The sequence below is a fragment of the Nocardia yunnanensis genome (genome assembly GCF_003626895.1).
Taxonomy (GTDB): Bacteria; Actinomycetota; Actinomycetes; order Mycobacteriales; family Mycobacteriaceae; genus Nocardia; species Nocardia yunnanensis.
The window spans coordinates 2,390,767-2,413,574 of sequence record NZ_CP032568.1; the positions used below are offsets into that span (position 1 = coordinate 2,390,767).

Consider the following 22,808-nt stretch of genomic DNA (forward strand, 5'->3'; position numbering starts at 1 on the left):
ACCGATAACAAGGAGTATTTCGTGTCCGCACAATTGGATCCCGCCTACCGCGCCCGGGCGATCGATGCGCTCGGCGACACCGAAATCGACGTGCTCGTGATCGGTGGCGGCGTGACCGGGGCCGGGGCCGCGCTGGACGCCGCGTCGCGCGGTCTGTCGGTCACCCTGGTCGAGGCGCGCGACTTCGCCGCCGGCACCTCGAGCCGGTCCTCCAAGCTCATCCACGGTGGGCTGCGCTACCTCGAACAGTACGACTTCGCTTTGGTCCGTGAGGCTTTGAAGGAGCGCGGGCTGCTGCTCAACAAGCTGGCCCCGCACCTGGTGCACCCGGTCTCGTTCCTGTTCCCGCTGCAGAAGCACTACGAGCGCTTCTACATCGGCGCCGGCATCGCCCTCTACGACACCATGGGCGGCGCGCGCTCGGTGCCCATGCACAAGCACCTGAGCCGTTCGGGCGCACTGGAATTGGCGCCCGCGCTCAAGGAAGACGCCATGACCGGCGCCATCCGCTACTACGACGCGCAGGTCGACGACGCCCGTCACACCATGATGATCGCCCGCACCGCCGCCCAGCACGGCGCGACCGTGCTGACCCGCACCAAGGTCACCGCGCTGCTGCGCGACGGCGAGCGGGTCGTGGGCGCGAAGGTGATGGATCAGGAAACCGGTCTGGAGCACAGCATCCGGGCCAAGACCGTGATCTCGGCGACCGGTGTGTGGACCGACGACATGATCAAGATGACCGGCGTGGACTTCCCGTTCCACGTGCGCATGTCCAAGGGCGTGCACATCATGGTGCCGCGCGAGAAGCTGGACATGGGCACCGGCATCGCCATGAAGACCGAGAAGTCCGTGCTGTTCGTGATCCCGTGGGCCGAGCACTGGATCATCGGCACCACCGACACCGACTGGTCGCTGGACAAGAACCATCCGACCGCCACCGCCGCGGACGTGCAGTACATCCTCGATCACGTGAATTCGCTGCTGCGCGAACCGCTCACCCGCGCCGATATCGTCGGCACCTACGCGGGGCTGCGGCCGCTGATGACCGGGGCGTCCAAGGAGACCTCGAAGCTCTCGCGCGAGCACGCGGTGGCCGAGCCGGCGCCGGGTCTGTTCGTCATCGCGGGCGGCAAGTACACCACCTACCGGGTGATGGCCGCCGATGTGGTCGATGCCGCCGCTGCGCGCCTGGGCAGCGATGTCGCCCCGTCGGTGACCGCCAACCTGCCCATCCTGGGCGCGGTCGGCTACCAGGACATGCTGGAGTCGCTCGCGGAGGTGGCCGCGAGCGCCGAGCTGCCGGTGGCGACCGTGGAGCATCTGCTGGGCCGCTACGGTTCGCTGTCGGAGGAGATCTTCGATCTCATCGCCGCGGTTCCCGAACTGCGCGAACCGATTCCGGGCGCGGAGGACTACCTGGCCGCCGAGGCCGTCTACGCCGCCACCCACGAGGGCGCGCTGCACCTGGACGATCTGCTGACCCGCCGCACCCGCATCTCCATCGAGGTGCCCGACCGCGGTCTGAAGGCGGCCCCGGAGATCGCCCGGCTCATCGCCCCGCACCTGGGCTGGACCGAGGAGCGCAGCAATGCCGAGATCAACCGGTACTTCGATCGGGTGCACGCCGAGCTGGCGGCCAACGAGGAGAGCGACGACGAGGCGGCCAACGCGGCCCGCCTGATCGCCACCGCCTGAGTGCCGGTCGGCACCTGCTGAATTTCATATCGAGTTGTAGCGCCGCACGGGGCGATTCCCCCGCGGCGCTACAGCTGTATCTCGTGAGCCCAATTCCGCTGCGCCGGAATGCTTTTCAGGACTTGTGTTGCACGCCCGTTTACCTTTAGCGTGTTTCCAAAGGTTTGCTGAGCGAAAGACCGTAGAGTCTGGTTCAGAGTGGCATCGGACGCCGATCGGAAGGCGAATCAATGGGCTTCAGCTCTATCTTTGTCAGTGAGGCACTGGGCACCGGGGTACTGATACTGCTGGGCGCCGGCGTGGTTGCCAATGTGGTGCTGACCAAGTCGAAAGGCTTCGACGGCGGGTGGCTGCTGATCACCTTCGGTTGGGGCCTCGGTGTTTTCGGCGGCGTGTACGTCGCGTACAAGACCGGCGGGCATCTCAATCCGGCGGTCACGATCGGCAATCTGTTCTCCGGCGCCAAGGAGTACGCGCCCGGTATCGAGGTGAATTTCACCAATACCGTTGCCTACCTGTCGGGCCAGATGGTCGGCGCGTTCCTGGGTGCGTGCGGGGCCTACGTGGCCTACAAGAAGCATTTCGACGAGGAGCCCGACGAAGGCAAGAAGCTGGGCGTGTTCTCCACCGGCCCGGCCATTCGCTCCTACACCTGGAACTTCCTCACCGAGGTCATCGCCACCTTCGTGCTGGTGTTCGTCATCCTCGCCTTCGGCAAGACCCCCAGCGGCCTCGGCCCGCTGGCCGCGGCCCTGCTGGTCGTCGCCATCGGCGCCTCCCTCGGCGGCCCCACCGGCTACGCCATCAACCCCGCCCGCGACCTGGCCCCGCGCCTCGCCTACGCCCTGCTCCCCACCCGCCACACCGCCCCCGTTGCCCCGGAACGCATTCCGGCCACCGTGAGCTCCGGCGCCACCCAGCGCGTGGTCGAGGAGAACCCCGGCGACCCCGTCTCCTCCACCGAGAAGAACGCCGACTGGTCCTACGCCTGGGTCCCCGTGCTGGGCCCACTGATCGGCGGCGCACTCGCCGGTCTCGTCGCCCACTGGTACCTCTGATCCACCGGTGACCGAGGCCGCGCGCGGCGGGTTCTACCGGGTGCGCGGGGATATCCGGCGGTTGGGCGGAATCAGATTCCGATGCTGGACAGTTCGCCCGGGGTGGCGCCCAGGCGGTGGAAGTGTTCGGGCGGGACTTCGACGAAAATCGCACGGCCGGTGGCGATCACGGTATCGCCGTCGGTCAGCGTGGTGTCGATGAAGTACTTGCGGCCCTCCCGTGCCCGCAGCACCGAAGTGACCGCCAATTCCCTGTTCAGGCGGGCCGGGGCGGAGAAGGTGACGTCGAGCTTGACGGTCACGGCGGAGGTGCGCAGCGGCATCAGGATCGCACCCGACGCTTCGTCGAGGGCCGCGGCGACGATGCCGCCGTGCGCGACGCCGGGCGCGCCCTGATGCCGTTCGTCCATGGTGAACGTGCCGACGACGGTGTCGCCACGGCGTTCGAAGGCGATGCGGGGCGAGGCCGGATTGGCCGGGCCGCAGCCGAAGCAGCCGGGGTGGTGCGGCGGAAAGGGACCCTCGGCGAGCAGGTCACCCAGCGGCAGCGGTGCGGCGTCGCGATCTCTCTCCATACCAAGAAGTTAATACAGATTCGCATTCGCCGCACCGCCCGGGGTGCCGATCAGCTCTTGCCGGCCTTCACCTTCCCGTGCTTGCCGTTCTTGCCGGCGGTGGCGATCGATTCCTCGGTGATCTTCGCGTCGGTCTTCTTGCCGCCGCCGTGGTGGACGGCCTCGATCCGCAGGCCGTCGTCGCCGGCGTCGATGCGGACCGTATCGCCCGGCGCCAGCGCGCCCTCCAGGAGCTTCTTCGACAGCGCGTTGTCGAGCTGTTTCTGCACCGTGCGGCGTAGCGGGCGCGCGCCGAACTCGGGCTGATACCCGTTGTCCGCCAGCCAATCCATGGCCTGATCGGAGACGTCGAGGGCGATGTCCTGGGCGCGCAGGCGCCGCCGGGTGCCGTCGAGCACCAGGTCGACAATGGTGCGCAGTTGCGCCTTGTCGAGACGGTGGAACACGATCTGCTCGTCGAGGCGGTTGAGGAACTCCGGGCGGAAGTGCTTGCGCAGCCGGTCTTCCAGCTGCGGCATGATCGAGTCCAGGTCACCGTCCTTCGCCGACAGGATCAGGTCCGAGCCGATATTGCTGGTGAGGATGACGATGGTGTTCTTGAAATCGACGGTGCGGCCCTTGGAATCGGTGACGCGGCCGTCGTCGAGCAATTGCAGCAGCACATTGAACACATCCGGGTGCGCCTTCTCCACCTCGTCGAACAGGATCACCGAATACGGCTGCCGCCGCACCTTGTCGGTGAGCTGGGCGGCGTCGTCGTAGCCGACGTAGCCGGGCGGCGCGCCGACCAGCCGCGACACCGTGTGCTTCTCCTGGAATTCGCTCATGTCGAAGCGAATCAGCCGATCCTCGTCGCCGAACACGGTCTGCGCCAACGCCTTCGCGAGCTCGGTCTTGCCCACGCCGGTGGGTCCCAGGAACAGGAATGACCCGACGGGCCGGTCGGGATCCTCGAGCCCGGCGCGGGCGCGGCGCACCGCCTCGGCCACCGCCACGATGGCCTCCTCCTGCCCGACCACCCGCTGATGCAGATCCTGTTCCAGCTTCAGCAGTTTCGCGCGCTCCTCGGTGGTGAGATCGGCGACCGGGATACCGGTCTGGCGCGACACCACCTCGGCGATATCGGTGAGCTCGACGGTCGGAATCGAGGTGCGATCCACCTCGTCGGCGGTCTTGCGCTCGGTCTTCGCGATCTCGGCCTTGATCTTGGTGGCCTTCTCGTAGTCCTCGGCCGCCACGGCGGCGTCTTTCTCCCGATTCAATTGCGCGAGTTTGTCTCCCAGCTCGCGCACCTTCGGATCGGGGGTGCGCTCGCGCAGCCGCACCCGCGCGCCCGCCTGATCGACCAGGTCGATGGCCTTGTCCGGCATGAAGCGGTCGGTGATATAGCGATCGGACAGCTCGGCCGCCGCCATCAGCGCCTCGTCCAGATAGCGCACCTGATGGTGTTCCTCGTACACGTCGGCCAGGCCGCGCAGGATCTCGATGGTGTCGGCCACCGACGGCTCCGACACCATGACCGGCTGGAAGCGCCGCTCCAGCGCGGCGTCCTTCTCGATGTACTTGCGGTACTCGTCGATGGTGGTCGCGCCGATGGCGTGCAGCTCGCCGCGCGCCAGCGCGGGCTTGAGCATATTGCCCGCGTCCATGGAGCCCTCGCCGCCACCGCCCGCGCCCACGATGGTGTGCAGTTCGTCGATGAAGACCACCAATTCGCCGGAGTGCGCGCGCACTTCGTCGAGCACCTTGGTCAGCCGCTCCTCGAATTCGCCGCGATACTTGCTGCCCGCCACCATGGAACTCACATCCAGGGCGATGACCCGGCGGTCGGCCAGGGTCTCGGGGACATCCCCGTTGACGATGCGCTGGGCCAGCCCCTCCACGATGGCGGTCTTGCCGACGCCCGGGTCGCCGATGAGCACCGGATTGTTCTTGCGGCGGCGCGAGAGGATCTCGACGGTCTGCTCGATCTCCTCGGCGCGGCCCACCACCGGGTCCACCTTGCCCGCGCGCGCCTCCGCGGTCAGGTCGCGGCCGTACTCGTCGAGGGTCGGGGTGTCGGAGGGCTCCTTGGCGGCGGTGGCCGCGGCCGGCATCTTCGCGCCGGACAGCGCCTGCGCGGCCGGGCTGTCGGGCAGGCTCGCGATGCCGAGCAGAATGTGCTCGGGACCGATATAGCTGCTGCCCGCCTCGGCGGCGCTGCGCTGCGCGTTGCGCAGGGCGAGCTTGGCGGCCGGGCTCAGCGTCAGGGCGTGATCGCCGCCGTGCGCGCCGACGCCGCTGCCCGCCGCGGTCTGCATCTGCTGGCGCAATTGCGCTGGCTCCCGGCCGATTTCGGCGATGATGCGCTGCGCCGGCTCGACCGCGGCCGCCGCGTAGAGCAGGTGTTCGGGGGTGATCTCGGCGGCGCCCCATTCGTGGGCGGCCGTGCGGGCGTCGTCGACGATCTGTTTGGCGCTCTCGCTGAGCAGGCGGCTCAGATCGATGCGCTGAACCGGTGGTTGGCGGGACATTCCGGAGCCGAAGAATCGGTTGAAGATGTCGTCGAAGGAGTCGAAGGAACCCATCGAACTGGGCCAACCCTGGGTCATGAATCACCTCGCGGTTCGGGTGACACACCGGCACGACGCTGGATAGCTGCGAGTATGCCGAAGCATCAGCTACGGATGGCGAACTCGGTTTCCACAGTAGTAGCCTCGACCCGGACGGCAAGAGGCTGTGACGACTTTGTTTCGTTCGAGCGAACGGAGTTCCGATGACCGCCGACCACGACGATCTCGACGCCCGGGCGACCGCCGTGACCCGGCAGGTAGTGCAGTGGCGGCGGCACCTGCACCAGCATCCGGAGCTGTCCAACCGGGAGGTGAACACCGCCGCGCTGATCACCGATCACCTGAAGTCGTTGAGCCTGGACGAGGTTCGCACCGGCATAGCCGGCCACGGCGTGGTCGGCGTGCTGAAAGGTAGCCAACGCGGCGAGCGCGTCATCGCGCTGCGCGCCGACACCGACGCGTTGCCGGTGCCGGACCTGTGCGGCGTGCCGTTCGCCTCGCACGTGGTCGATCGGCAGTATCCGGGCGGACCGTTCCCCGTCTCCCATGCCTGCGGCCACGACTGCCACACCGCCATGCTCATGGGCGCGGCCACCGTGCTGGCCGGGGTCCGCGAAAAGCTCCCGGGCACTGTCCTTTTCGTCTTTCAGCCCGCCGAGGAGGGGCCGCCGGTCGGGGAGAACGGCGGCGCGCGCGAGATGCTCGCCCAGGGTGCGCTCGACGATCCCGCCCCGACCATGGCCTTCGGCTTCCATGTCACCCCATATCCCAAGGGCTACATCGGATATCGGGTCGGCAATCAGTTCGGCGCGTCCTGCCTGGTCAAGATCACCCTCTCCGGTCAGCAGGTGCACGGGTCCACGCCGTGGATGGGGATCGACCCGATGCCCGCCGCCGGCGCCATCCTCACCGGCGTGGGCCAGATCTACCGGCAGATCAGCGCTTTCGACCCGGTCACCGTCAGCATCGGGCACGTGGAGGATGTCGGGCGCTTCAATATCATCGGCCAGACCGTGACGCTGTGGGGCACCATCCGCTGCGCGGTGGAGAGCGATATGGGCCAGGTGCAGACGCGGCTGCGGACGCTGGCCGTCCACTCGGCGCAGGCCTACAACTGTTCGGCCACAGTCGATTTCCTGCAGGACGTGCCGGCGGTGCACAACGAGCAGTCCTGGATGGACGCGGCCCTGCCCACCTTCCAGCGGGTGGCCGGCGCCGACCGCGTGGTGCCGACGGCGGCCACGCTCGGATACGACGACGTCTCCGAATTCGTCAACAGGTACGGCGGGCTCTACGTGACGCTGGGCGTGCAGGACGCCGAACTCGGCCCGGACGGCATGCCGACGCCGGCGGCGGGCGGACGCGGGTTGTTCATGAACCACAATCCGCACTTCTATGCCGACGACGACACCCTGGTCACCGGAGTGCGGTTACACGCGCAGGTGGCCTACGACCATTTGATCGGCACATTGGTACCGCGATAGCGGCGGGGCCGGTCAGCGACCGGCGACGACCGGCAGGAACGGCGCGTAGTCGCGCACATGCCCCTCGGTCCAATCCCACAGGGATCGGGGATCGACCGCGACCCCGCGCTGCAGAATCAGCCGCCAGCCGCCCTCGCCCTTCTCCCAGATATCGCCGTCACGGTCGACGTACATGCCGGAGTTCGGGGGTTCGTCGCCGCTTTCACCCATTCCCTTGGGGAAATCCACTCGCTCTGTCACTACAACCATCCCCTTGACGCAGGTTCCTTCCAGTCAGAAGTATTCTCCGCGCGACTTGCGGTTGACTTCCGGTCCGGTTGTGCGCCGGGGCGGTTCCGTTAGCATCGGAAACCAATTCTCGTACCACGCGGTCTTCTTTAATGGACGAGGCCGCCGTAACTATCCAACAACTATTCCGCAAACTTTTGGCATCTTCAGGTTTTTGAGGGATAGTGCACTTCTTGCGGCGAACGTCCAGTTCGCTTCCCGTCGCAGGAGGACACCGATGGCAGGCGCGGAGCTGAGAGTGCTCGGTCCGCTGCGGCTGTCCGTCGACGGGGTCGACATCGCGCTCGGCACCCCCATGCAGCGCGCCGTGCTGGGCCGCCTCATTGTCGCCCACGGCCAGGTCGTCAGCACCGAACGCCTCAGCTACGACCTGTGGGCCGGGCATCCGCCGCCCAAGGCCGCCGCGGTGCTGCAGGTGCACATCCACAATCTGCGCCGGCTGTTCGAACCGCAGCGGCCGCGGCGCGCGCCATCGGGTTTCATCGTGTCCAAGTCCGCCGGATACGCCCTCGAGATTCCCGAGAACGCCGTCGACGCATGGCATTTCGAACAGCAGCTGCGGACCTATCAGGAACTTGTCGGCAACCCGGACATCCACACCGATCCCGCCGAACGCACCGCGCTGCTCGAGGCCGCCCTGGCGCTCTGGCACGGTCCCGCGCTGGAGGCCTTCGCCGAGGCGGAGTGGGCCGTCGCCGAAGCCGACCGCCTCACCGACCTCTACCTCATCGCGGTGGAACTCAATGCCCGCACCGATCTCGAACTGGGCCGGGCGGGCAAGGTCGTGCACGAGCTGCGCCCGCTGTTCGAGGACCATCCCGGCCGGGAGGAGATCGTCCGCCTGCTGGCGCTCGCGCAGTACCAGCTCGGGCAGCAGTTGGAGGCGCTCACCACGATTCGGCGCTCCCGGGAGTTCCTGGGCTCGTACTTCGGCGTCGACCCCTCCCCCGCCCTGCGCGAACTCGAACTGGCCATTCTCAACCACTCCGCCACCCTGACCCCGGGACCCGCGCTGCGGGCCCATATCGCCGGGCCGGTGTCGTTGCGAGCGGGTCCGGAGACGAGCGCGGACAGCACCGGTGCGGACGACCCGCGCGGCGCGACGGCCATGGTGGGCGCGGCCGCTGCCGTCGGCGCCGCGGTGAGCGAATCCCCGTGCGCCACCGGCTATATCACCCAGTTGGCCGAATTGCTGAGCACCGCCGAATCGGCGCGGAGCGAGGGGCGTCTGCGGCTGGCCTGGGTGTCGGGCGAGGCCGGGATCGGCAAGACGGTGCTCGCCGAGGCCACGCTGTCCGCGCTGGCCACGGCGGGCTGGACGGTGGCCACCGGCGCCTGCCCCGATATCGACGGTGCGCCGGCGGCCTGGCCGTGGGCGGAGATCCGGGGCGCACTGGAGGGATTCGCGCAACGGGCCCCGGGCGAACCGATTCGGGGACAGGCGATCACCGGGCAGCGGCCCGCGGCCACCCAGTCGTCGACTGCCCGCGAGGCGGCCGGCACCGGATCCACAGCCGGCACTGCATCCGGGTTGGGCACGGTATCCGCGGTGGGCTCGGCGTCCGTGTCCGGCTTGCTGTCCACGATGACAACCGATGTGGTCGGCCGCCCCGCTGAGGTAATGGGCCGCTCCGCTGAGGCGACGGGAGGCAATCCGGCCTTCGACGGGTTCGAGCTGGCTCGGCTGCTCACCGAGAAATGCCGCTGGGCAACACGATTCGGTCCGGTCGCGCTGTTGCTCGAGGATGTGCAGCGGGCGGATGCCGCCACGCTGCAGGTGCTGCGGCAGGCAGTGAGCTGGCTGCGGGACGAACCGGTGTTCGTGCTGGTGACGCTGCGGCGCTCGGAAGCCGCGGCGGGCGCGCACAATACGGTCGCGGCGCTGGCCCAGCACACGGGTGCGTGGGTGGAGCTGACGGGACTCGACATCGAGGGGACCCGGCGCACCGCCCTGGCCTCGGGGCTGGACGCCATCGATCCGCAGACCCTCGAGCAATTGCATCGGCGGACCGGCGGGAATCCGCTGTTCGTGCGGGAGGTGGCGAAAGTGCTTGCCGCGCACGGCGGCCTGGAGGGGGTGCCGGATTCCGTGCGGGAGCTGATCGAGGACCGCATCGCGCGCTTGCCGGGCGGGGTCGCCGAAGTGGCGCGGCAATTGTCGATCTGGGGCGAGAGCGTGGATCTCGCGCTGCTCAGCGCGGCGGCGGGGGTCGCCGAGGACACCGTGATCGATCTGGTCGCGGCGGCCGAGGCGGCCGGGCTGGTGGACTCGGCCAGCGGCGGCAACATCCGTTTCGCGCATCCGCTCATTCGCGACGCCGTCTACCTGAGCATCCCGCCCCTGCGCCGCGGCCGGATGCATTGGGCCGCACTGGAATTACTGGAGCGCCGAGCCGGGGACTTCCCCGCGGTGGCACGCGACCCGGATCTGCTGGCCCGGCACGCCGTCGCGGGTGCGACCGCCGAAAACGCCTCCCGGGCAATCGAATACGTGGAGCGCGCGGCCGAGCGGCGCAGCAGTCGCGGTATGCGCAGCGCCAGCGTGCGCCTGCTGCGGTCCGCGGTGGACCTGCACCGGCTGGCCCGCCACGACGCCGACCACGCCCCCACCGCGGACCGGATCGAGTTGCTGCGCACCCGCTGTGCGCTGGTGACCGCGCTGGCCTACGCCAATCAGCACCGCGAGGCCCGGGCCGAACGCGATCGGGCGATCACCCTGGCCGAGCAGCTCGGCGACCCCGACCTGATCGTGCGGGCGCTGACCTGCTGGCGCGCCCCGGTGATCTGGGCGATTCGCAATTGGCGCACGCCCGATCAGCACATGCGCGACGCCCTGGCCCGGGCGCTGGCCCGCTACGGGGTGCGGCCCTCGATGCTCGCCCTGCTCGAGACCGAGTCCACCGGCCCGGCCGCGCTGGCCCGGGCCCAGCGCTGGCGCGACGCGACGGAAGTCCTGGTGGCCGCCTCGGATTCGTCCCACGCCGCCGACGGCGATCTGGTGTTGTTGCTGGTGGCGGCGACCTTCGAGACCGGGCTGGTGGAATACGCGGCCGGGCATCGGCTGGCCGAGCACGCGCTCGCGATCGCCCGGCGCACCGGGGATCCGGCCTTGTTGTGCGCGGCCATCAACGCGGTCACCTATCTGGTCTTCGACTACGACGCCGAATTCCGCGCGCTGGTGGCCGAACTGGAAACGGTGGCCGCCGCCGCGGGCCTGGCCGAGTACCGGGCGCTCGCGCACTATCTGGGATATCGGGCCGCGGTGGCGCGCGCCGACCTGGCCGAGGCCGGGCGGCAGGTGGCGGCCGCGGTCGAGTTCGCCGACGAGGGACAGTTGCAGCCGCTGCTGGATATGGTCGGCTGTTTCGCGGCCACGATGGAGTTGTTGCGCGGCGACATCGACGCCGCCGAACGGCAGTACGCCCGGTTCACTACGCACACCGGGCGATCCGGGGTGGTCAATCACGGCGAGGCGGAGTTGTTCTGCGCGCTGTCGCTGGGCTGGGCGCGCGGCGAATTGGGTGAGCTGGTGGACCGATTCGCGGACGCCTACGCGGCATTGCCCGTGGCGCACGCGTCGGGGTACACGCTCGCGCTGCTGGAGGCGGGGCAGCGCGAGCGGGCCCGGGAGGTCTACGAGAATTCGGATCCGATTGCGGCGGGTCTGTATCCGGTCCTCATGTCCGCCCTGCGGGCGGTGGCCGCCCTGGAGTTCGGCGACCTTCCAGCAATTCAGCGCCTGTACGAATATCTGGCCCCGCACGGCGGCACCCTCATCGGGATCGAGACCGGAATGACCGAATTCGGCCCGATGGACGCGATCCTGGCGGACCTGGCGGCCGCCCTGGGCGACGCCGAACTCGCCGCCACCCATCGCGACCACGCCGAACATCTGCTGGAAAGGATTCGCGCGGAACTTCCCGAACGCGGAAGCGCGCTGTCGCCGGTGGCCTGATCACGGCGGATCATCTCCGCGTAATCCTCGCATCGAGACAATGACATCCGGATCGAGGCAATGGCCGGAAATGCCGGAAGCCGATGACCCGTAGCCATCGGCCTCCGCCGAATTTCCCCACCCGCGATTTGCTGGCTAATTCTTCGAGCGCTGGTAAGCGTCGACGATCTCGGCCGGGATACGGCCGCGCGAGGAAACCTGGTGACCCTGCGCCCGCGCCCATTCCCGGATCGCGGTGCTCTCTTCCCGATCCACCGCCGGACGGGTGCGGCCACCGGCCGCGACCTTGCCGCCGCGCTTCGAGCGGCCGACCTTGCGGGCCTTGTCCGTCCACTGCTCGAGCGACTCCCGCAGCTTGCCGGCGTTCTTGTTCGACAGGTCGATCTCGTAGTCGTTCCCGTCGAGCGAGAAAAAGACGGTCTCGTCGGCCTTCGATTCGCCGTCGTAGTCGTCAACCAGCGTTACGGTGACTTTCTTCGCCATGGACTGCCCTTCCGCGTGTGAGGTGCCGCTATTCGCCGAAATGCTAATGCCGCGCGAACCAGGATTCAAACCAGGCGCGAATCGAATTAGGGGTGACCAGACAATTCTGCTATTACCGCAGCGGCCGGACGGTCTTCAGAACACCCGGAATGCGGCCAACCGCCACCCGGACCGACCGCGCACAATGCGGGCGGCCAGCGCGAAATGCCGGGCGCCGCGGTCGTAACCGGCGCACACTTCGGCCTTGCCGGGCTCGGCGATGATCACATCCACCCTGGTGAGAGTGGCGCTGCCGAGCTCGCGACCGGGTAGCCGGCGCGCCCCGGCCAGGGTCCGCACCGCAGCCACCACCGCCGGTTCCGCCAGCGGACCCAGTTGCCCCGCCGGCCGCCGCCCGTCGAGCACCTCCATGGCCACCCGTAAAGCCTTTCCGGCGAATTCCCTTGCCGCAGTGTCGCGCTCGTCACTCTCCCGGATTTTCACAGCGTGCGAAGACCGCAATACCCGGCGCAGTCCGGCCGGACCGGCCGATCGGGACGCGGCCACGGAAGGCAGGCGGCCGCGCGCCGATCCATTGCGGCAGCGCGGCCTTTCCGGCGCTCTCCGGGCCTGTCGTGGCGGGCAGGCCCGCAACGGCGGCTCGAATTGCGTTGCGGGCAGCAGCAGTCCACCCTCGGTCACCCGGCACTCCCCTCGTCCATACCGCCGTTCCGGCGGAATCCACCTGGCCCGCATGGATTCCGGGTATCAGCATGGCGCGCGCGGAGCCGCCTCGCGGCCGAGACCCGAAGTTCGCACCCCGGGCTCGGTCCGCGTCACACGCGCTGGAGCGTCTTCGCGGTCTCCACCGGGCGCAGTGTCTTGCTCAGATCGGTGCGCAGTGTGGTGGCGGTGTCGAGGAGGTAGTTCTGGCGGACCTGCCAGGGGTGACGGTCGCCCTGGCGGGGGAACTCGCCGATCGAGCGCTGAATGTAGCCGGAGGCGAGGTCGAGCAGGGGGCGTTCCTGCAGGGTGCGCTGCGGCTGGGGCACGACCGCGGCGTAGCCGTTGCGCTCCATGTAGCCGAGCACCTTGCAGACCAACCGGGAGGTGAGGTCGGCGCGCAGCGTCCAGGAGGCATTGGTGTAGCCGATGCACACCGCGAAATTGGGGACGCCGGTGAGCATGGTGCCCTGCCAGACGAACTGCTCGGACAGATTCACCGGCGCACCGTCGACCACCAGGTCGATGCCGCCGAAGGCGAGCAGCTGCAGCCCGGTCGCGGTGATCACGACATCGGCCTCGAGCACCTTGCCGGACTTCAGCCGGATGCCCTCGGGCACAAAGGTTTCGATGTGGTCGGTGACCACCTGCGCCTTGCCCTTGCGCATGGCCTTGAAGAAGTCGGCGTTGGGCACCGCGCACAGGCGCTGATCCCATGGGTTGTAGTCCGGGGTGAAGTGCTCGGCAACCAGGCTCTCGTCCTTCAGGATTCGCGTGGTGAGCCCGGTCAGCAGTTTGCGCGCGGCCTCGGGCCGCCGCCGGCAGTACTGGTAGAAGCCGATGTTGAACAGGATGTTCTTGGTCCGGATGATCCGGTGCGCCAGATCCGGCGGCAGCAGTTCGCGAATCCGGTCGGCGATCTTGTCGCGGCCGGGGACCGCGGAGATCCAGGTGGGGCTGCGCTGCAGCATGGTCACCAGTTCGGCCTGCTCGGCCATGGCCGGAACCAGGGTGACCGCGGTCGCGCCACTGCCGATGACCACCACCTTCTTACCGGTGTAATCCAGATCCTCGGGCCAGAACTGGGGGTGCACCACCGTGCCGGTGAACTCGTCCAGGCCCGGGAACTCCGGCGAGTGGCCCTGGTCGTAGTTGTAGTAGCCCGAGCAGGAGTAGAGGAATCCGCAGGTGAGCGTGTCGCGTTCGACGCCGGCGGCGGTCCGGTGCTCGAGCGTCAGCGTCCACCGCGACCGGCCGCTGTCCCATTCCGCGCCAACGACTTTGGTGCCGAAGCGAATGTGCCGATCGATGCCGTGCTCGGCAGCGGTCTCGGTGATGTAGCGCAGGATGGAGGGCCCGTCGGCGATGGACTGCGCGTCGCGCCAGGGCTTGAACGGGTAGCCGAGGGTGAACATGTCGCTGTCGGAGCGAATGCCGGGATAGCGGAACAGATCCCAGGTACCGCCGAGGCTGTCGCGCGCCTCGAGGATGGCGTAACTGTGGCCGGGTCGCTCGGTCTGCAGGCGGTACGCCGCGCCGATGCCGGAGAGCCCGGCTCCGACGATGACGACGTCGAGGTGTTCGGCGGGTGATTGCGCGACGTTCATGGCTTCCAGTCTGTGGGGCCCGCCATCGGGTTTCTTGACTCTGCGCGACAAGTATTTGATGCTGAACGACATGTCGGTGATCAGATCGGCGGGATTGCGGGGGTTCCGGGCCACCGTAGCCGAACTCGGCGGTGACGCCGAGGAGCTGGTGGCGGCCTGCGGCCTGCCCGTGGCCGCCCTCGACACCGACGATCTGCTGGTCCCCGACCAGGCCGTCGGCGCGGTGCTGGAGCTGGCGGCACACCGGCTGGACTGCCCGGATCTGGGCCTGCGCATGGCCCACCGCCAAGACCTCGACATGCTCGGCCCGCTCGCGCTGGCCATTCGCAACGCGACCAGCCTGCGGGCGGTGCTGGAGTGCACCTCGCGCTACCTGTTCGTGCACGCCCGTTCGCTGAGCCTGACCATGGAACCCGACCCGTACGGCGATCGCGGCGTCATCGCGCTGCGCTACGGCGTCACCGCCCCCGGCCTGCCCACCCCGGTGCAGGGCACCGATCTGGGATTGGCCTTCGTACACCGGACGATCGCGCGCCTCACCGGGGACCGCTACGGGCTGCGCTCGGTGGAACTGCCCTACCGGCCCCCGGCCCCGATCCGGGCCTACGAGGAATTCTTCGGCGCCCCAGTGCGAATCGAGCGGCCGGCCGCGCTGCTGCGCGCGCCGAGCAGCCTGGCCAACCGGCCGCTCTCGGGCGGCGACGAGAACCTGCACCGGCTGGCCATGGCCTTTTTGGCGGAGCAGTCGGGTGACGCGGCCGCGGCCATCGCCCCGCGGGTGCGCACCACGTTGCAGAAGCTGCTGGGCACCACCGCACCCGAAATCGACGCCGTGGCACGGCTGCTCACCGTTCATCCGCGCACCCTGCAGCGACGGCTGGCCGCCGAGGGCACCGGCTTCGCCGCCATTCTGGACGAGGTGCGCCGCGACGAGGCCCGCCGCTACCTGACCACCACCGATATGCCGATGAGCCAGGTGGCCTCGTTGATCGGGCTGTCGGAGCAGTCGGTGTTCACCCGCTGCTGCCAACGGTGGTGGGGCGCCACGCCTACCGCGGTGCGCCGCGGCAAAGCAGGCTGAAGTCCACGTGTTTCACTGAACGCGCACTGAGTTCTTCTGCGTCCATTGGCAAATCACGCACGGCGAGTCGCTCAGAACGCGCGATCAATTTGCGGTTCGCCGCGTGTCGATCATGGTCAACCGGCGGCCCGCGCAGCAGTATGTGCTGATGATCGCCGAATGCCCGTCCTGCGCTTGGCCCTCACCGACGGCCGTGTCCTCACACCGCGGTGTGCAGTATCTGCGCTGTGTGTGCGGTCAGTGGCTGATCAGCGTGCACGGCAAGGTGGTCGGCGCGGCCGGGGGCACCACGTTCAGCGGCGACAATCCGCTCGCCGAGATCATCGGCAGCCGCGACTAGGGCCGGAAATCACCCGGCCCGCACGAAGATTCGCGCGGATTCGACGCGCAGCCCCGCGGTGAAGTCCAGTTCGGCGATGCCGCGGCCCTGACGGGTCTCGACCGTCGCGGTGACCGAGCGCCCGGCGGCGATCGTCTTGCTCCAGCGCAGCCCCTTCACCCGAGTCGCGAAGTCCTCCAGCGACATCCCGCCGTCGGTGCCCCACTCCAGGCGCGGCACCGAAACCAGCGCCGGCCGCGCCGCGGCGGCGTCGCCGTCGCCCAGCGCGTCCAGCAGCTGCCCGGCGGCCCGCTTGCCCGGCTTCCCGACCCCGCGCAGTCCGGACAGGAAACCGATCGCGCCCCCGACACCCTGATTGCCCAGCAGCTGCGGGCCCAGCTTCGCACCCGCGAGCAGGCCCTGGACGCCGGAGCCCAGCAGCTGGCCGATCATGCCCGCGAGTTCCCAATGTGCGCGCAGGGCACGGATTTTCAGCTCCCCGTCCACCTCGGTGAGGTCGTAGCGCAGGTGCATGGGCACGTGCAGGGTGACCCCGGTCGACATGGTGGTGGCGATGGTCAGATCACGGAATACGGTGTTGCCGCACACCACGTCGTGGTGCACGTCGAACACGATACCGTTGGGCCCGATGAAGGTGTCGTAGAAGCGTTCGATGGCCGCGCGCCCGACGTGCGGGCGCGAGCCGACCGGGTCCTCGACGCTGCCGTCGTCCGCGAAAAGGCCCACCCAGGCGGCCTTGTCGTGCGCGCCGACCGCCGTCGGTGAGGCTTCGACGGTCGCCAGTAGTGCGGCGGCGGTGGGATTCGCGGGCACGGTGTCCTCCAGGTGGTGAGCAAGCGCGCGCGATGATACCGAACACCCGGAATCCCCACACCGCTTCGACGAGATCAGACGGCGGTCAACCCGGGCAGCAGCCGCTCGGCGAATTCGGTTGTGTAAGCGACCGGATCGCGGTCGGGCATGAAATCCAGCTGGCTGATGCCCAGCGCGCGATACCGCTCGGCATCGCGCAGCACCTGCTCCGGATCGGTCAGCGCCGGCGGCACATAGAGCGCGGTCTTGCGGATGGCGTCGAAGTCGCGCCGCTCGGCCTCGCAGTGCGCGCGCAGCACCTCGAGCTTGCGGGTGATGTCCTCGACCGAGCTCGCGAACAGATTGCACGCGTCCGCGTAGCGCGCCACCAGCAGCAGCGTCTTCTTCTCCCCGCCGCCGCCGATCAGGATGGGCGGATGCGGGCGGGTCAGCGGCGCGGGCACGCAGACGGTCTCGGCCAGCTGGTAGTGCTCGCCCTTGTAGGGGCCGTTGTCGGGACCCCACATCTGCAGGCAGATCTGCAGCGTCTCCTCGAGCCGCTCGAAGCGTTCGGCCATCGGGACGACCGGTACGCCGAGGGCCCGCTGCTCCCGTTCGTACCAGGACGCGCCGATGCCCAGCTCGGCGCGCCCGCCCGAGAGCACGTCCAGGGTGGTGACGATCTTGGCCAGCAGGCCGGGATAGCGGTACATCACCCCGGTCACCAGCAGACCCAGCCGCAGGCGCTCGGTCAGCGCGGCCACGTAGCCGAGGGTGGTGTAGCCCTCCAGCATGGGTTCGTCGTAGCGGCCCGCCTGCTCCATCTGGAAGTAGTGGTCCATGACCGTGAACTGCGTGAAGCCCGCCTGTTCGGCGATGCGGGCGGTGTGCGCCAGGGTGGGCGCGATCCGCTCGGGCTCGGCGGGTGTCGAATAGTTCCAGTAGTGCAGCCCCAGCTCCATGCCGGACTCCTCCGTCGTGGTGGATGACACGTGTTGCGTGCCTGGGTTTTACGTCCTGGTCGGCTGCCCTACAGTCTGCCCGATCCGACGGGGCCGGGACGGGTGGTTCGCGATCGGTGTCGGCGCGCCGGTGTCGGTACCGTCGAAGGCGTGCCTGCGCTCCGGAAGGTCTTCGCGGCGGCCGCCGTCGTGGTGGCGCTGATCGTCGGGCTCGCGTTCGCCGGGCTGCCGGTGTACGTGCACCCGCAGGTCGATCCGCTGCGCCCGGCCGACGCCATCGTGGTGCTGGGCGGCACCGCCTACGCGCGCTACGACCTGGGTCTGCGGCTGGCGCAGCAGGGTTACGCGCCGGAACTGCTGATCTCGCGGTCCACCGGTCAGAACGACGCGGCCATGAACCGCTACTGCGACGGCGGATTCAGCTTCACCGTCTCCTGTTTCGTGCCCGATCCCTGGACCACCCAGGGCGAGGCCGAGGAGATCGCGCGCCGCGCCGCCGCCGAGCACTGGCGGCACATCATCGTGGTGACCTACACCCCGCACGTGTCGCGCGCCCGCTACATCGTGGAACGGTGTTTCCACGGCCAGATCACGATGATCGCCAGCCCCAGTGATTCGGGTCTGGCGTTCTGGTCGTGGATGTATGTCCGGCAGTCGGCGGGTTATGTGCGCGCGTTCCTGCAGCGTGGCTGCTGAGCGAAAGATGCGCCCCGGCCGCGCAATTGAGCGGTTACGATGAGTCCGGGCACAGGGAGCGCGTCCGTCTCGGGGGTGGATGCGGGTGGGAGAGGTAATTCGATGCGTATCGCTGACCTGCGCGCGGTCCGGGACACCGATCTCACGGCCGATGTCTGCGTTATCGGGTCCGGTCCGGCGGGGCTGACCATCGCCACCGAACTCGCGGGCAGTGCGCTGCGCGTGCTGGTGCTCGAGAGCGGCGGTTTGGAACTCACGCCCGAGAGCGACGAACTCGACGATGTGGAGAATGTCGGCGCCGCCCGGGCGCAGCCGTATCGGAATGCGCGCAATCGGATTCTCGGCGGCAGTTCGCACACCTGGAGCGGGCGCTGCGCACCGCTGGACGAACTGGATTTCGCGACCCGGTCCTGGGTTCCGTTCTCCGGCTGGCCGATCGGATTCGCCGAGGTCGAGCCGTATTGGGAGCGGGCGGCGGAGTATCTGGGGCTGGGCTACGGGGCCGGCTTCACCGGGGACCGGTTCTGGGAGCTGGCCGATCGCACGCCGCCGCGGCCGGAGCTGGACCGGCGGTGGCTGCGTCCCTATTTCTGGCAGATCAGCAAAGATCCCGCGGATCCGTTCGATTCCAAGCGATTCGGCGCGCACGCGGCGGACATCTCGGCGGACAATGTGCGAATTCTCCTGCATGCCACGGTGTCCCATATCGATACCGATCCCGAGGGCGTCCGCGTCGAGGCATTGCGAATTCTGGATGCCGACGGAAACGAACGCGTCGTGCGCGCGCGGCGAATTGTGCTGGCGGCCGGGGGAATCGAGAACGCGCGGCTGCTGTTGGCCTCGAATCGCATTGTCCGCGCCGGGGTCGGCAATCGTCACGATACCGTCGGGCGATTCCTGCTCGATCACCGTTGCGGGGTGGTCGGCGCCCTGGATCCGCACACCTCCGCGGGTTTGCGCGACCGTTTCGGCAAATACGTGGTGAAAACCCGCGGCGGAAAACACACCTTTCTGCACGGGCTGGCGCTGTCCCCGGAAATCCAGGCCGACGAGGGATTGCTCAACTGCGCCCTGTGGATTCAGGAGGTGCCGTCCGAGGACGACCCGTGGGAATCGGTGAAGAACCTGCTGCGCGGGCATGTGACCATGCACGACGCGCGCACCGTGGCCAGCCACCCCGGCCTGCTGCTGTCCGGCGCGAAACGTCGCCTCATCGACCACACCGGCCTGCCGCGCAAGCTCGAACACGTCGAGTTGCGCTGCATGGTCGAGCAGACCCCCGATCCCGCGAGCCGAATCACCCTGAGCGACAGGCTCGATCACCTCGGCATGCACCGAGCGCGCATCGACTGGAAGGTCTCCGATCAGGAGGATCGCACCGTCCGCCGGGCCGCCGCCATGGTCGCGGGCGAGTTCGCCCGTCTCGGCCATACCCCGCCCGCCCTGGACGCCTGGGTGCGTGAAACCAGCACCGCCCCAGCTCAACTCACCGACTGGGCCCACCCCACCGGCGCCACCCGCATGTCCGCCGACGCGCGCACCGGCGTCGTCGACGCCGACTGCCGCGTCCACGGCATGACCAACCTCTACCTCGCCGGCAGCTCGGTCTTCCCCACCAACGGCCACGCCAACCCGACCCTCACCATCGTCGCCCTCGCCATCCGCCTGGCCGACGCACTGCGCCGCTGACACGGCCGTTCCAGGCGCCGTAGTCGCCGGCGCGCAGTCGTTCACCTGTCGAATTCCCGCTATCCACATGCCCTTGTGATTTACATACGGGCGACCGTATTGTTTTATCGGATGGAAGGGGTGCCTGATGGATGGCGCAGCAACCGAACGAGCCGTGACCACGACCCCGGCGACACGAGATCACTCGACGGCGATCGTCTGGATCCTGTGCTCGGCCGCGTTCATGGCCATGCTCGACGTGTTCGTCGTGAACGTCGCGTTCACGAAAATCGGTGAGTCCTACCGTGGTTCGCCGCTGGCGGATGTGAGCTGGGTGCTCAACGCCTACGCGATCGTGTACGCGGCCCTGCTGATTCCGGCGGGCCGCTTCTCGGACCGGGTCGGACGCCGGGCCGGATTCCTAACCGGCCTCGGCGTTTTCACGCTGGCCAGCGTGGCCTGCGCGGCCGCGCCCACCCTGTGGGCGCTGGTGGCGTTCCGAGTCCTGCAGGCGGTCGGCGCGGCCGCACTCACCCCGGCGAGCCTGGGCCTGCTGCTCACCGTGCTGCCGGCGGCGCGGGTGCCGGGCGCGGTGAAGATCTGGGCCACCACCAGTTCCTTCGCAGCGGCGTTCGGCCCGGTGGTGGGCGGCGCGCTGGTCGAGGCATCCTGGCGCTGGGTGTTTCTGATCAATATGCCGGTGGGCGTGGCCGCCGGGATCGCGGCGCTGCGCCTGGTACCCGATCTGCCGCAACGGATTCCGGTCCGCATGCCCGATCCGCTCGGGGTGCTGCTGCTGGTCGGGGCGATCGGGGCGCTGTCACTGGGCCTGGTGAAGAGCAGCGACTGGGGCTGGACGGGTGGCGCGACCCTGGCCGCGCTGGCCGTCGCGGTGCTCGGGGTGGCGGCATTCGTGGCACGGATGCTGCGGCATCCGAATCCGGTGGTGTCGCCGGCGCTGTTCCGGGTGCCGACGTTCGTGTGGGCCAATGCGACCGTGCTGGCGTTCTGCGCCGCGTTCGGCGCGTGGTTCCTCAGCATCGCGCTGTGGCTGGAGAACGTGGCCCGCTTCGGCACCCTGGCCACGGGCCTGGCCATCGTCCCGGGTCCGCTGATGGTGCCGGTCTTCGCCGCCGTGAGCCAGCGGCTGCTGAAGCGCAGGCCGGTGGGAATCGTTGTCGCCCTGGGCAATCTGCTGTTCGCCGGCGGCGTGGTCCTGGTGCTGGCCACCGCGTCCACGCCGGTGCACTACGCCACCGAGGTCCTGCCGGGCTGGCTGATCTCCGGGGTGGGCATCGGCCTGGCGCTGCCCAGCATGATCGCCGCGGCCGCCGTCGACCTGCCCCCGGATCAGTCGGCCACCGGCAGCGCCGTGGTGAACACCGCCCGCCAGCTCGGCTATGTGCTCGGTGTCGGCGTGCTGGTCGCCCTGCTGGGTTCGCTCGACACCCCCGCCACGGGCCTGCTGAGCGCCTTCCGGCACGGCTGGATCTTCATCGCCCTCGTCGCCTTGGCGGCCACGGCAACGGCTTTCGGCATCACACCCCGGTCCCGCCGGGCCTGAAAGGACATCGACCATGCGAGCAACCGCCATGACGGAGCAGAGCGATCCGCTATGCCTGTCCGAACTGACCTGCGCCGCCCTGCTTTTCGACGCGCCCTGGCGCCGGTTCGGCGTCCTCGGCGACAGCCTGTCGGCCGGAATCGGCGATCCGACACCGGGTTACGCGAATCTCGGCTGGGCCGATCGGGTCGCCGCGGTGCTGCGCCGGGCGAATCCCACAGTGCGGTACCTCAATACGGCCGACATCGGGGCCACCGCGGCCCGGACGCTGGCCGAGCAGTGCGACCGGATGGACGAGTTCGAACCCGACCTGCTGCACCTGCCGTCGGGCCCGAACGAGATCATGCGGCGGCAGCCCGATTTCGACGAGATCGAGCAGACGCTGCGCCGCCTCTACGACCGGGCGGCCGGCACCCGTGCGCTACTGACCGTCTTCACGCTGGGCCGGGCGTTCGTGATGCCGTCGATCCCGGACTGGGACAAGCGGATTCGGCGAATGAACGATCTCACCCGCCGCCTCGCCGCGGACCACGGCGCGGTCGTCGTCGACGTCTGGGACCATCCGCTCAACGACCGGCCGCAGCTGTTGAGCGCGGACCGCATCCACTTCTCCACCTCCGGTCAGGCGGCACTGGCCACCGAGGTGGTGCGGCACCTGGCCTACCGGCTGGGCGGTTACTGCTTGGGCAGCGGGAGGTCGATGCCGCCGACGTCGGTGACCTTCCAGTCGCTCTTGGGATCGACGCTGACGGTGTAGTAGATGGTGGTCATGACGCCGTCGGGGTTCTGGGCGTTGGTCGAATTGACGTTGAGATAGACGTTGACCTTGTAGACCCCGTTGTCGTGGCCGAGCACCTGGGAGCTGAGCAGGGTCGGGCTCGAGGTCCACTTCAGCGGGACCAGGATCTCCTGCAGTTTCGCGGAGGTGGCATCGAACTTGGCGGCCAGCGCCGGGGTGGTACCGGCCTTCAGGCGCGCGGTCCAGGCGTTGAAGTCGGCGTAGTTGAGATTGGCCGCGCCCATGGCGTAGTCGGAGGCCACCTGGGCCGCGTGCTTGTCGGCGGCCGCCTGATCGTCGCGGGCGGACAGGTCGCCGCGGGCGGACTGCCACAGCACGGTGACCCACACCAGCGCGGCGATCAGCAGTACGCCCGCGGCGGCGGTCAGCAGGGTCGAGAGCTTGATCGACACCGTCGTGCCGGCCGCCGGGGCGGCCGTCGGCTCCGTGGAGACAGCGGTGGTCTCCGGGTCGACCGGCCGGTTCGGTTCGGTGTCCTGAGACATGGGGTCTCCTCCTTGCTGG

The 22,808-nt window shown here is 68.9% G+C and carries 19 protein-coding genes; 10 read left to right on the forward strand and 9 right to left on the reverse strand.

From position 1 onward, the window contains the following. The first annotated feature begins 21 nt into the window (after positions 1-21). Together glpD and D7D52_RS10955 are read left to right on the forward strand one after the other, a co-directional pair. Complete coding sequence (gene glpD / locus D7D52_RS10950) at positions 22-1,698, forward strand: glycerol-3-phosphate dehydrogenase (RefSeq protein ID WP_120736218.1); 1,677 nt, start codon at positions 22-24, stop codon at positions 1,696-1,698. Between the two features lie 230 nt (positions 1,699-1,928). Next, positions 1,929-2,756 carry an MIP/aquaporin family protein gene (locus tag D7D52_RS10955; RefSeq protein WP_120736219.1) on the forward strand — a complete coding sequence of 276 codons (828 nt, stop codon included), beginning with the start codon at positions 1,929-1,931 and terminating at the stop codon, positions 2,754-2,756. Positions 2,757-2,827: 71 nt separating this feature from the next. Here the strand turns inward: D7D52_RS10955 and D7D52_RS10960 are convergent, their stop codons facing one another. Together D7D52_RS10960 and D7D52_RS10965 are read right to left on the reverse strand one after the other, a co-directional pair. Next, complete coding sequence (locus tag D7D52_RS10960) at positions 2,828-3,331, reverse strand: PaaI family thioesterase (RefSeq protein ID WP_120736220.1); 504 nt, start codon at positions 3,329-3,331, stop codon at positions 2,828-2,830. 50 nt (positions 3,332-3,381) lie between these two features. Continuing rightward, entirely contained in the window at positions 3,382-5,922 is a 2,541-nt protein-coding gene (locus D7D52_RS10965; protein ID WP_120736221.1) for an ATP-dependent Clp protease ATP-binding subunit, read from the reverse strand. A 164-nt stretch (positions 5,923-6,086) separates the two neighbouring features. On the opposite strand from D7D52_RS10965, the gene D7D52_RS10970 reads away from it, so the two are divergent. Further along, positions 6,087-7,367: an amidohydrolase gene (locus D7D52_RS10970; protein WP_120736222.1), complete on the forward strand. Its 1,281-nt coding sequence runs from the start codon at positions 6,087-6,089 to the stop codon at positions 7,365-7,367. Positions 7,368-7,379: 12 nt separating this feature from the next. Here the strand turns inward: D7D52_RS10970 and D7D52_RS37695 are convergent, their stop codons facing one another. Further along, complete coding sequence (locus D7D52_RS37695) at positions 7,380-7,607, reverse strand: hypothetical protein (RefSeq protein ID WP_162958272.1); 228 nt, start codon at positions 7,605-7,607, stop codon at positions 7,380-7,382. Positions 7,608-7,872: 265 nt separating this feature from the next. Between D7D52_RS37695 and D7D52_RS10975 the strand changes: the two genes are divergently transcribed. Continuing rightward, entirely contained in the window at positions 7,873-11,610 is a 3,738-nt protein-coding gene (locus D7D52_RS10975) for an ATP-binding protein (protein WP_162958273.1), read from the forward strand. Positions 11,611-11,745: 135 nt separating this feature from the next. On the opposite strand, the gene D7D52_RS10980 is transcribed toward D7D52_RS10975, so the two are convergent. The 3 genes from D7D52_RS10980 to D7D52_RS10990 all read right to left on the reverse strand — a co-directional run bounded on the left by D7D52_RS10980 (position 11,746) and on the right by D7D52_RS10990 (position 14,402). Continuing rightward, positions 11,746-12,093: a histone-like nucleoid-structuring protein Lsr2 gene (locus D7D52_RS10980; RefSeq protein ID WP_120736224.1), complete on the reverse strand. Its 348-nt coding sequence runs from the start codon at positions 12,091-12,093 to the stop codon at positions 11,746-11,748. A gap of 135 nt (positions 12,094-12,228) precedes the next feature. Beyond that, entirely contained in the window at positions 12,229-12,774 is a 546-nt protein-coding gene (locus D7D52_RS37700) for an Rv3235 family protein (RefSeq protein WP_162958274.1), read from the reverse strand. A gap of 134 nt (positions 12,775-12,908) precedes the next feature. Continuing rightward, entirely contained in the window at positions 12,909-14,402 is a 1,494-nt protein-coding gene (locus D7D52_RS10990) for a flavin-containing monooxygenase (RefSeq protein WP_120736226.1), read from the reverse strand. A gap of 70 nt (positions 14,403-14,472) precedes the next feature. Between D7D52_RS10990 and D7D52_RS10995 the strand changes: the two genes are divergently transcribed. Together D7D52_RS10995 and D7D52_RS11000 are read left to right on the forward strand one after the other, a co-directional pair. After that, positions 14,473-15,483 (forward strand): AraC family transcriptional regulator, encoded by a 1,011-nt coding sequence (locus tag D7D52_RS10995; protein ID WP_120743996.1) that lies wholly within the window; start codon positions 14,473-14,475, stop codon positions 15,481-15,483. 112 nt (positions 15,484-15,595) lie between these two features. Beyond that, a complete protein-coding gene (locus tag D7D52_RS11000; protein WP_120743997.1) occupies positions 15,596-15,823 on the forward strand; it encodes a hypothetical protein in 228 nt (75 codons plus the stop codon). Positions 15,824-15,832: 9 nt separating this feature from the next. Here the strand turns inward: D7D52_RS11000 and D7D52_RS11005 are convergent, their stop codons facing one another. Further along, entirely contained in the window at positions 15,833-16,636 is an 804-nt protein-coding gene (locus tag D7D52_RS11005) for a nuclear transport factor 2 family protein (RefSeq protein WP_120736227.1), read from the reverse strand. 74 nt (positions 16,637-16,710) lie between these two features. Then, positions 16,711-17,577, reverse strand: a complete 867-nt coding sequence (locus D7D52_RS11010) for an LLM class F420-dependent oxidoreductase (RefSeq protein WP_120736228.1) — start codon at positions 17,575-17,577, stop codon at positions 16,711-16,713. 102 nt (positions 17,578-17,679) lie between these two features. On the opposite strand from D7D52_RS11010, the gene D7D52_RS11015 reads away from it, so the two are divergent. The 4 genes from D7D52_RS11015 to D7D52_RS11030 all read left to right on the forward strand — a co-directional run bounded on the left by D7D52_RS11015 (position 17,680) and on the right by D7D52_RS11030 (position 22,262). After that, positions 17,680-18,273 carry a YdcF family protein gene (locus D7D52_RS11015; protein ID WP_162958275.1) on the forward strand — a complete coding sequence of 198 codons (594 nt, stop codon included), beginning with the start codon at positions 17,680-17,682 and terminating at the stop codon, positions 18,271-18,273. A 102-nt stretch (positions 18,274-18,375) separates the two neighbouring features. Next, a complete protein-coding gene (locus tag D7D52_RS11020; protein WP_162958276.1) occupies positions 18,376-19,962 on the forward strand; it encodes a GMC oxidoreductase in 1,587 nt (528 codons plus the stop codon). A 127-nt stretch (positions 19,963-20,089) separates the two neighbouring features. After that, positions 20,090-21,505: an MFS transporter gene (locus tag D7D52_RS11025; protein WP_120736230.1), complete on the forward strand. Its 1,416-nt coding sequence runs from the start codon at positions 20,090-20,092 to the stop codon at positions 21,503-21,505. A gap of 13 nt (positions 21,506-21,518) precedes the next feature. Continuing rightward, on the forward strand, positions 21,519-22,262 hold the full coding sequence (locus D7D52_RS11030; RefSeq protein WP_120736231.1) for an SGNH/GDSL hydrolase family protein: 744 nt from the start codon (positions 21,519-21,521) through the stop codon (positions 22,260-22,262). On the opposite strand, the gene D7D52_RS11035 is transcribed toward D7D52_RS11030, so the two are convergent. Further along, complete coding sequence (locus tag D7D52_RS11035) at positions 22,181-22,789, reverse strand: hypothetical protein (RefSeq protein ID WP_120736232.1); 609 nt, start codon at positions 22,787-22,789, stop codon at positions 22,181-22,183. The two genes, D7D52_RS11030 and D7D52_RS11035, sit on opposite strands and share 82 nt — an antisense overlap. Positions 22,790-22,808: the final 19 nt, after the last annotated feature.

Coding starts and splice junctions, on each gene's coding strand:
- D7D52_RS10955 (WP_120736219.1), top strand. CDS start 1,929: ATGGGCTTCAGCTCTATCTTTGTCAGTGAGGCACTGGGCACCGGGGTA.
- D7D52_RS10960 (WP_120736220.1), bottom strand. CDS start 3,331: ATGGAGAGAGATCGCGACGCCGCACCGCTGCCGCTGGGTGACCTGCTC.
- D7D52_RS10965 (WP_120736221.1), bottom strand. CDS start 5,922: ATGACCCAGGGTTGGCCCAGTTCGATGGGTTCCTTCGACTCCTTCGAC.
- D7D52_RS10970 (WP_120736222.1), top strand. CDS start 6,087: ATGACCGCCGACCACGACGATCTCGACGCCCGGGCGACCGCCGTGACC.
- D7D52_RS10975 (WP_162958273.1), top strand. CDS start 7,873: ATGGCAGGCGCGGAGCTGAGAGTGCTCGGTCCGCTGCGGCTGTCCGTC.
- D7D52_RS10980 (WP_120736224.1), bottom strand. CDS start 12,093: ATGGCGAAGAAAGTCACCGTAACGCTGGTTGACGACTACGACGGCGAA.
- D7D52_RS10990 (WP_120736226.1), bottom strand. CDS start 14,402: ATGAACGTCGCGCAATCACCCGCCGAACACCTCGACGTCGTCATCGTC.
- D7D52_RS10995 (WP_120743996.1), top strand. CDS start 14,473: ATGTCGGTGATCAGATCGGCGGGATTGCGGGGGTTCCGGGCCACCGTA.
- D7D52_RS11000 (WP_120743997.1), top strand. CDS start 15,596: ATGGTCAACCGGCGGCCCGCGCAGCAGTATGTGCTGATGATCGCCGAA.
- D7D52_RS11010 (WP_120736228.1), bottom strand. CDS start 17,577: ATGGAGCTGGGGCTGCACTACTGGAACTATTCGACACCCGCCGAGCCC.
- D7D52_RS11020 (WP_162958276.1), top strand. CDS start 18,376: ATGCGTATCGCTGACCTGCGCGCGGTCCGGGACACCGATCTCACGGCC.
- D7D52_RS11025 (WP_120736230.1), top strand. CDS start 20,090: ATGGATGGCGCAGCAACCGAACGAGCCGTGACCACGACCCCGGCGACA.
- D7D52_RS11030 (WP_120736231.1), top strand. CDS start 21,519: ATGCGAGCAACCGCCATGACGGAGCAGAGCGATCCGCTATGCCTGTCC.
- D7D52_RS11035 (WP_120736232.1), bottom strand. CDS start 22,789: ATGTCTCAGGACACCGAACCGAACCGGCCGGTCGACCCGGAGACCACC.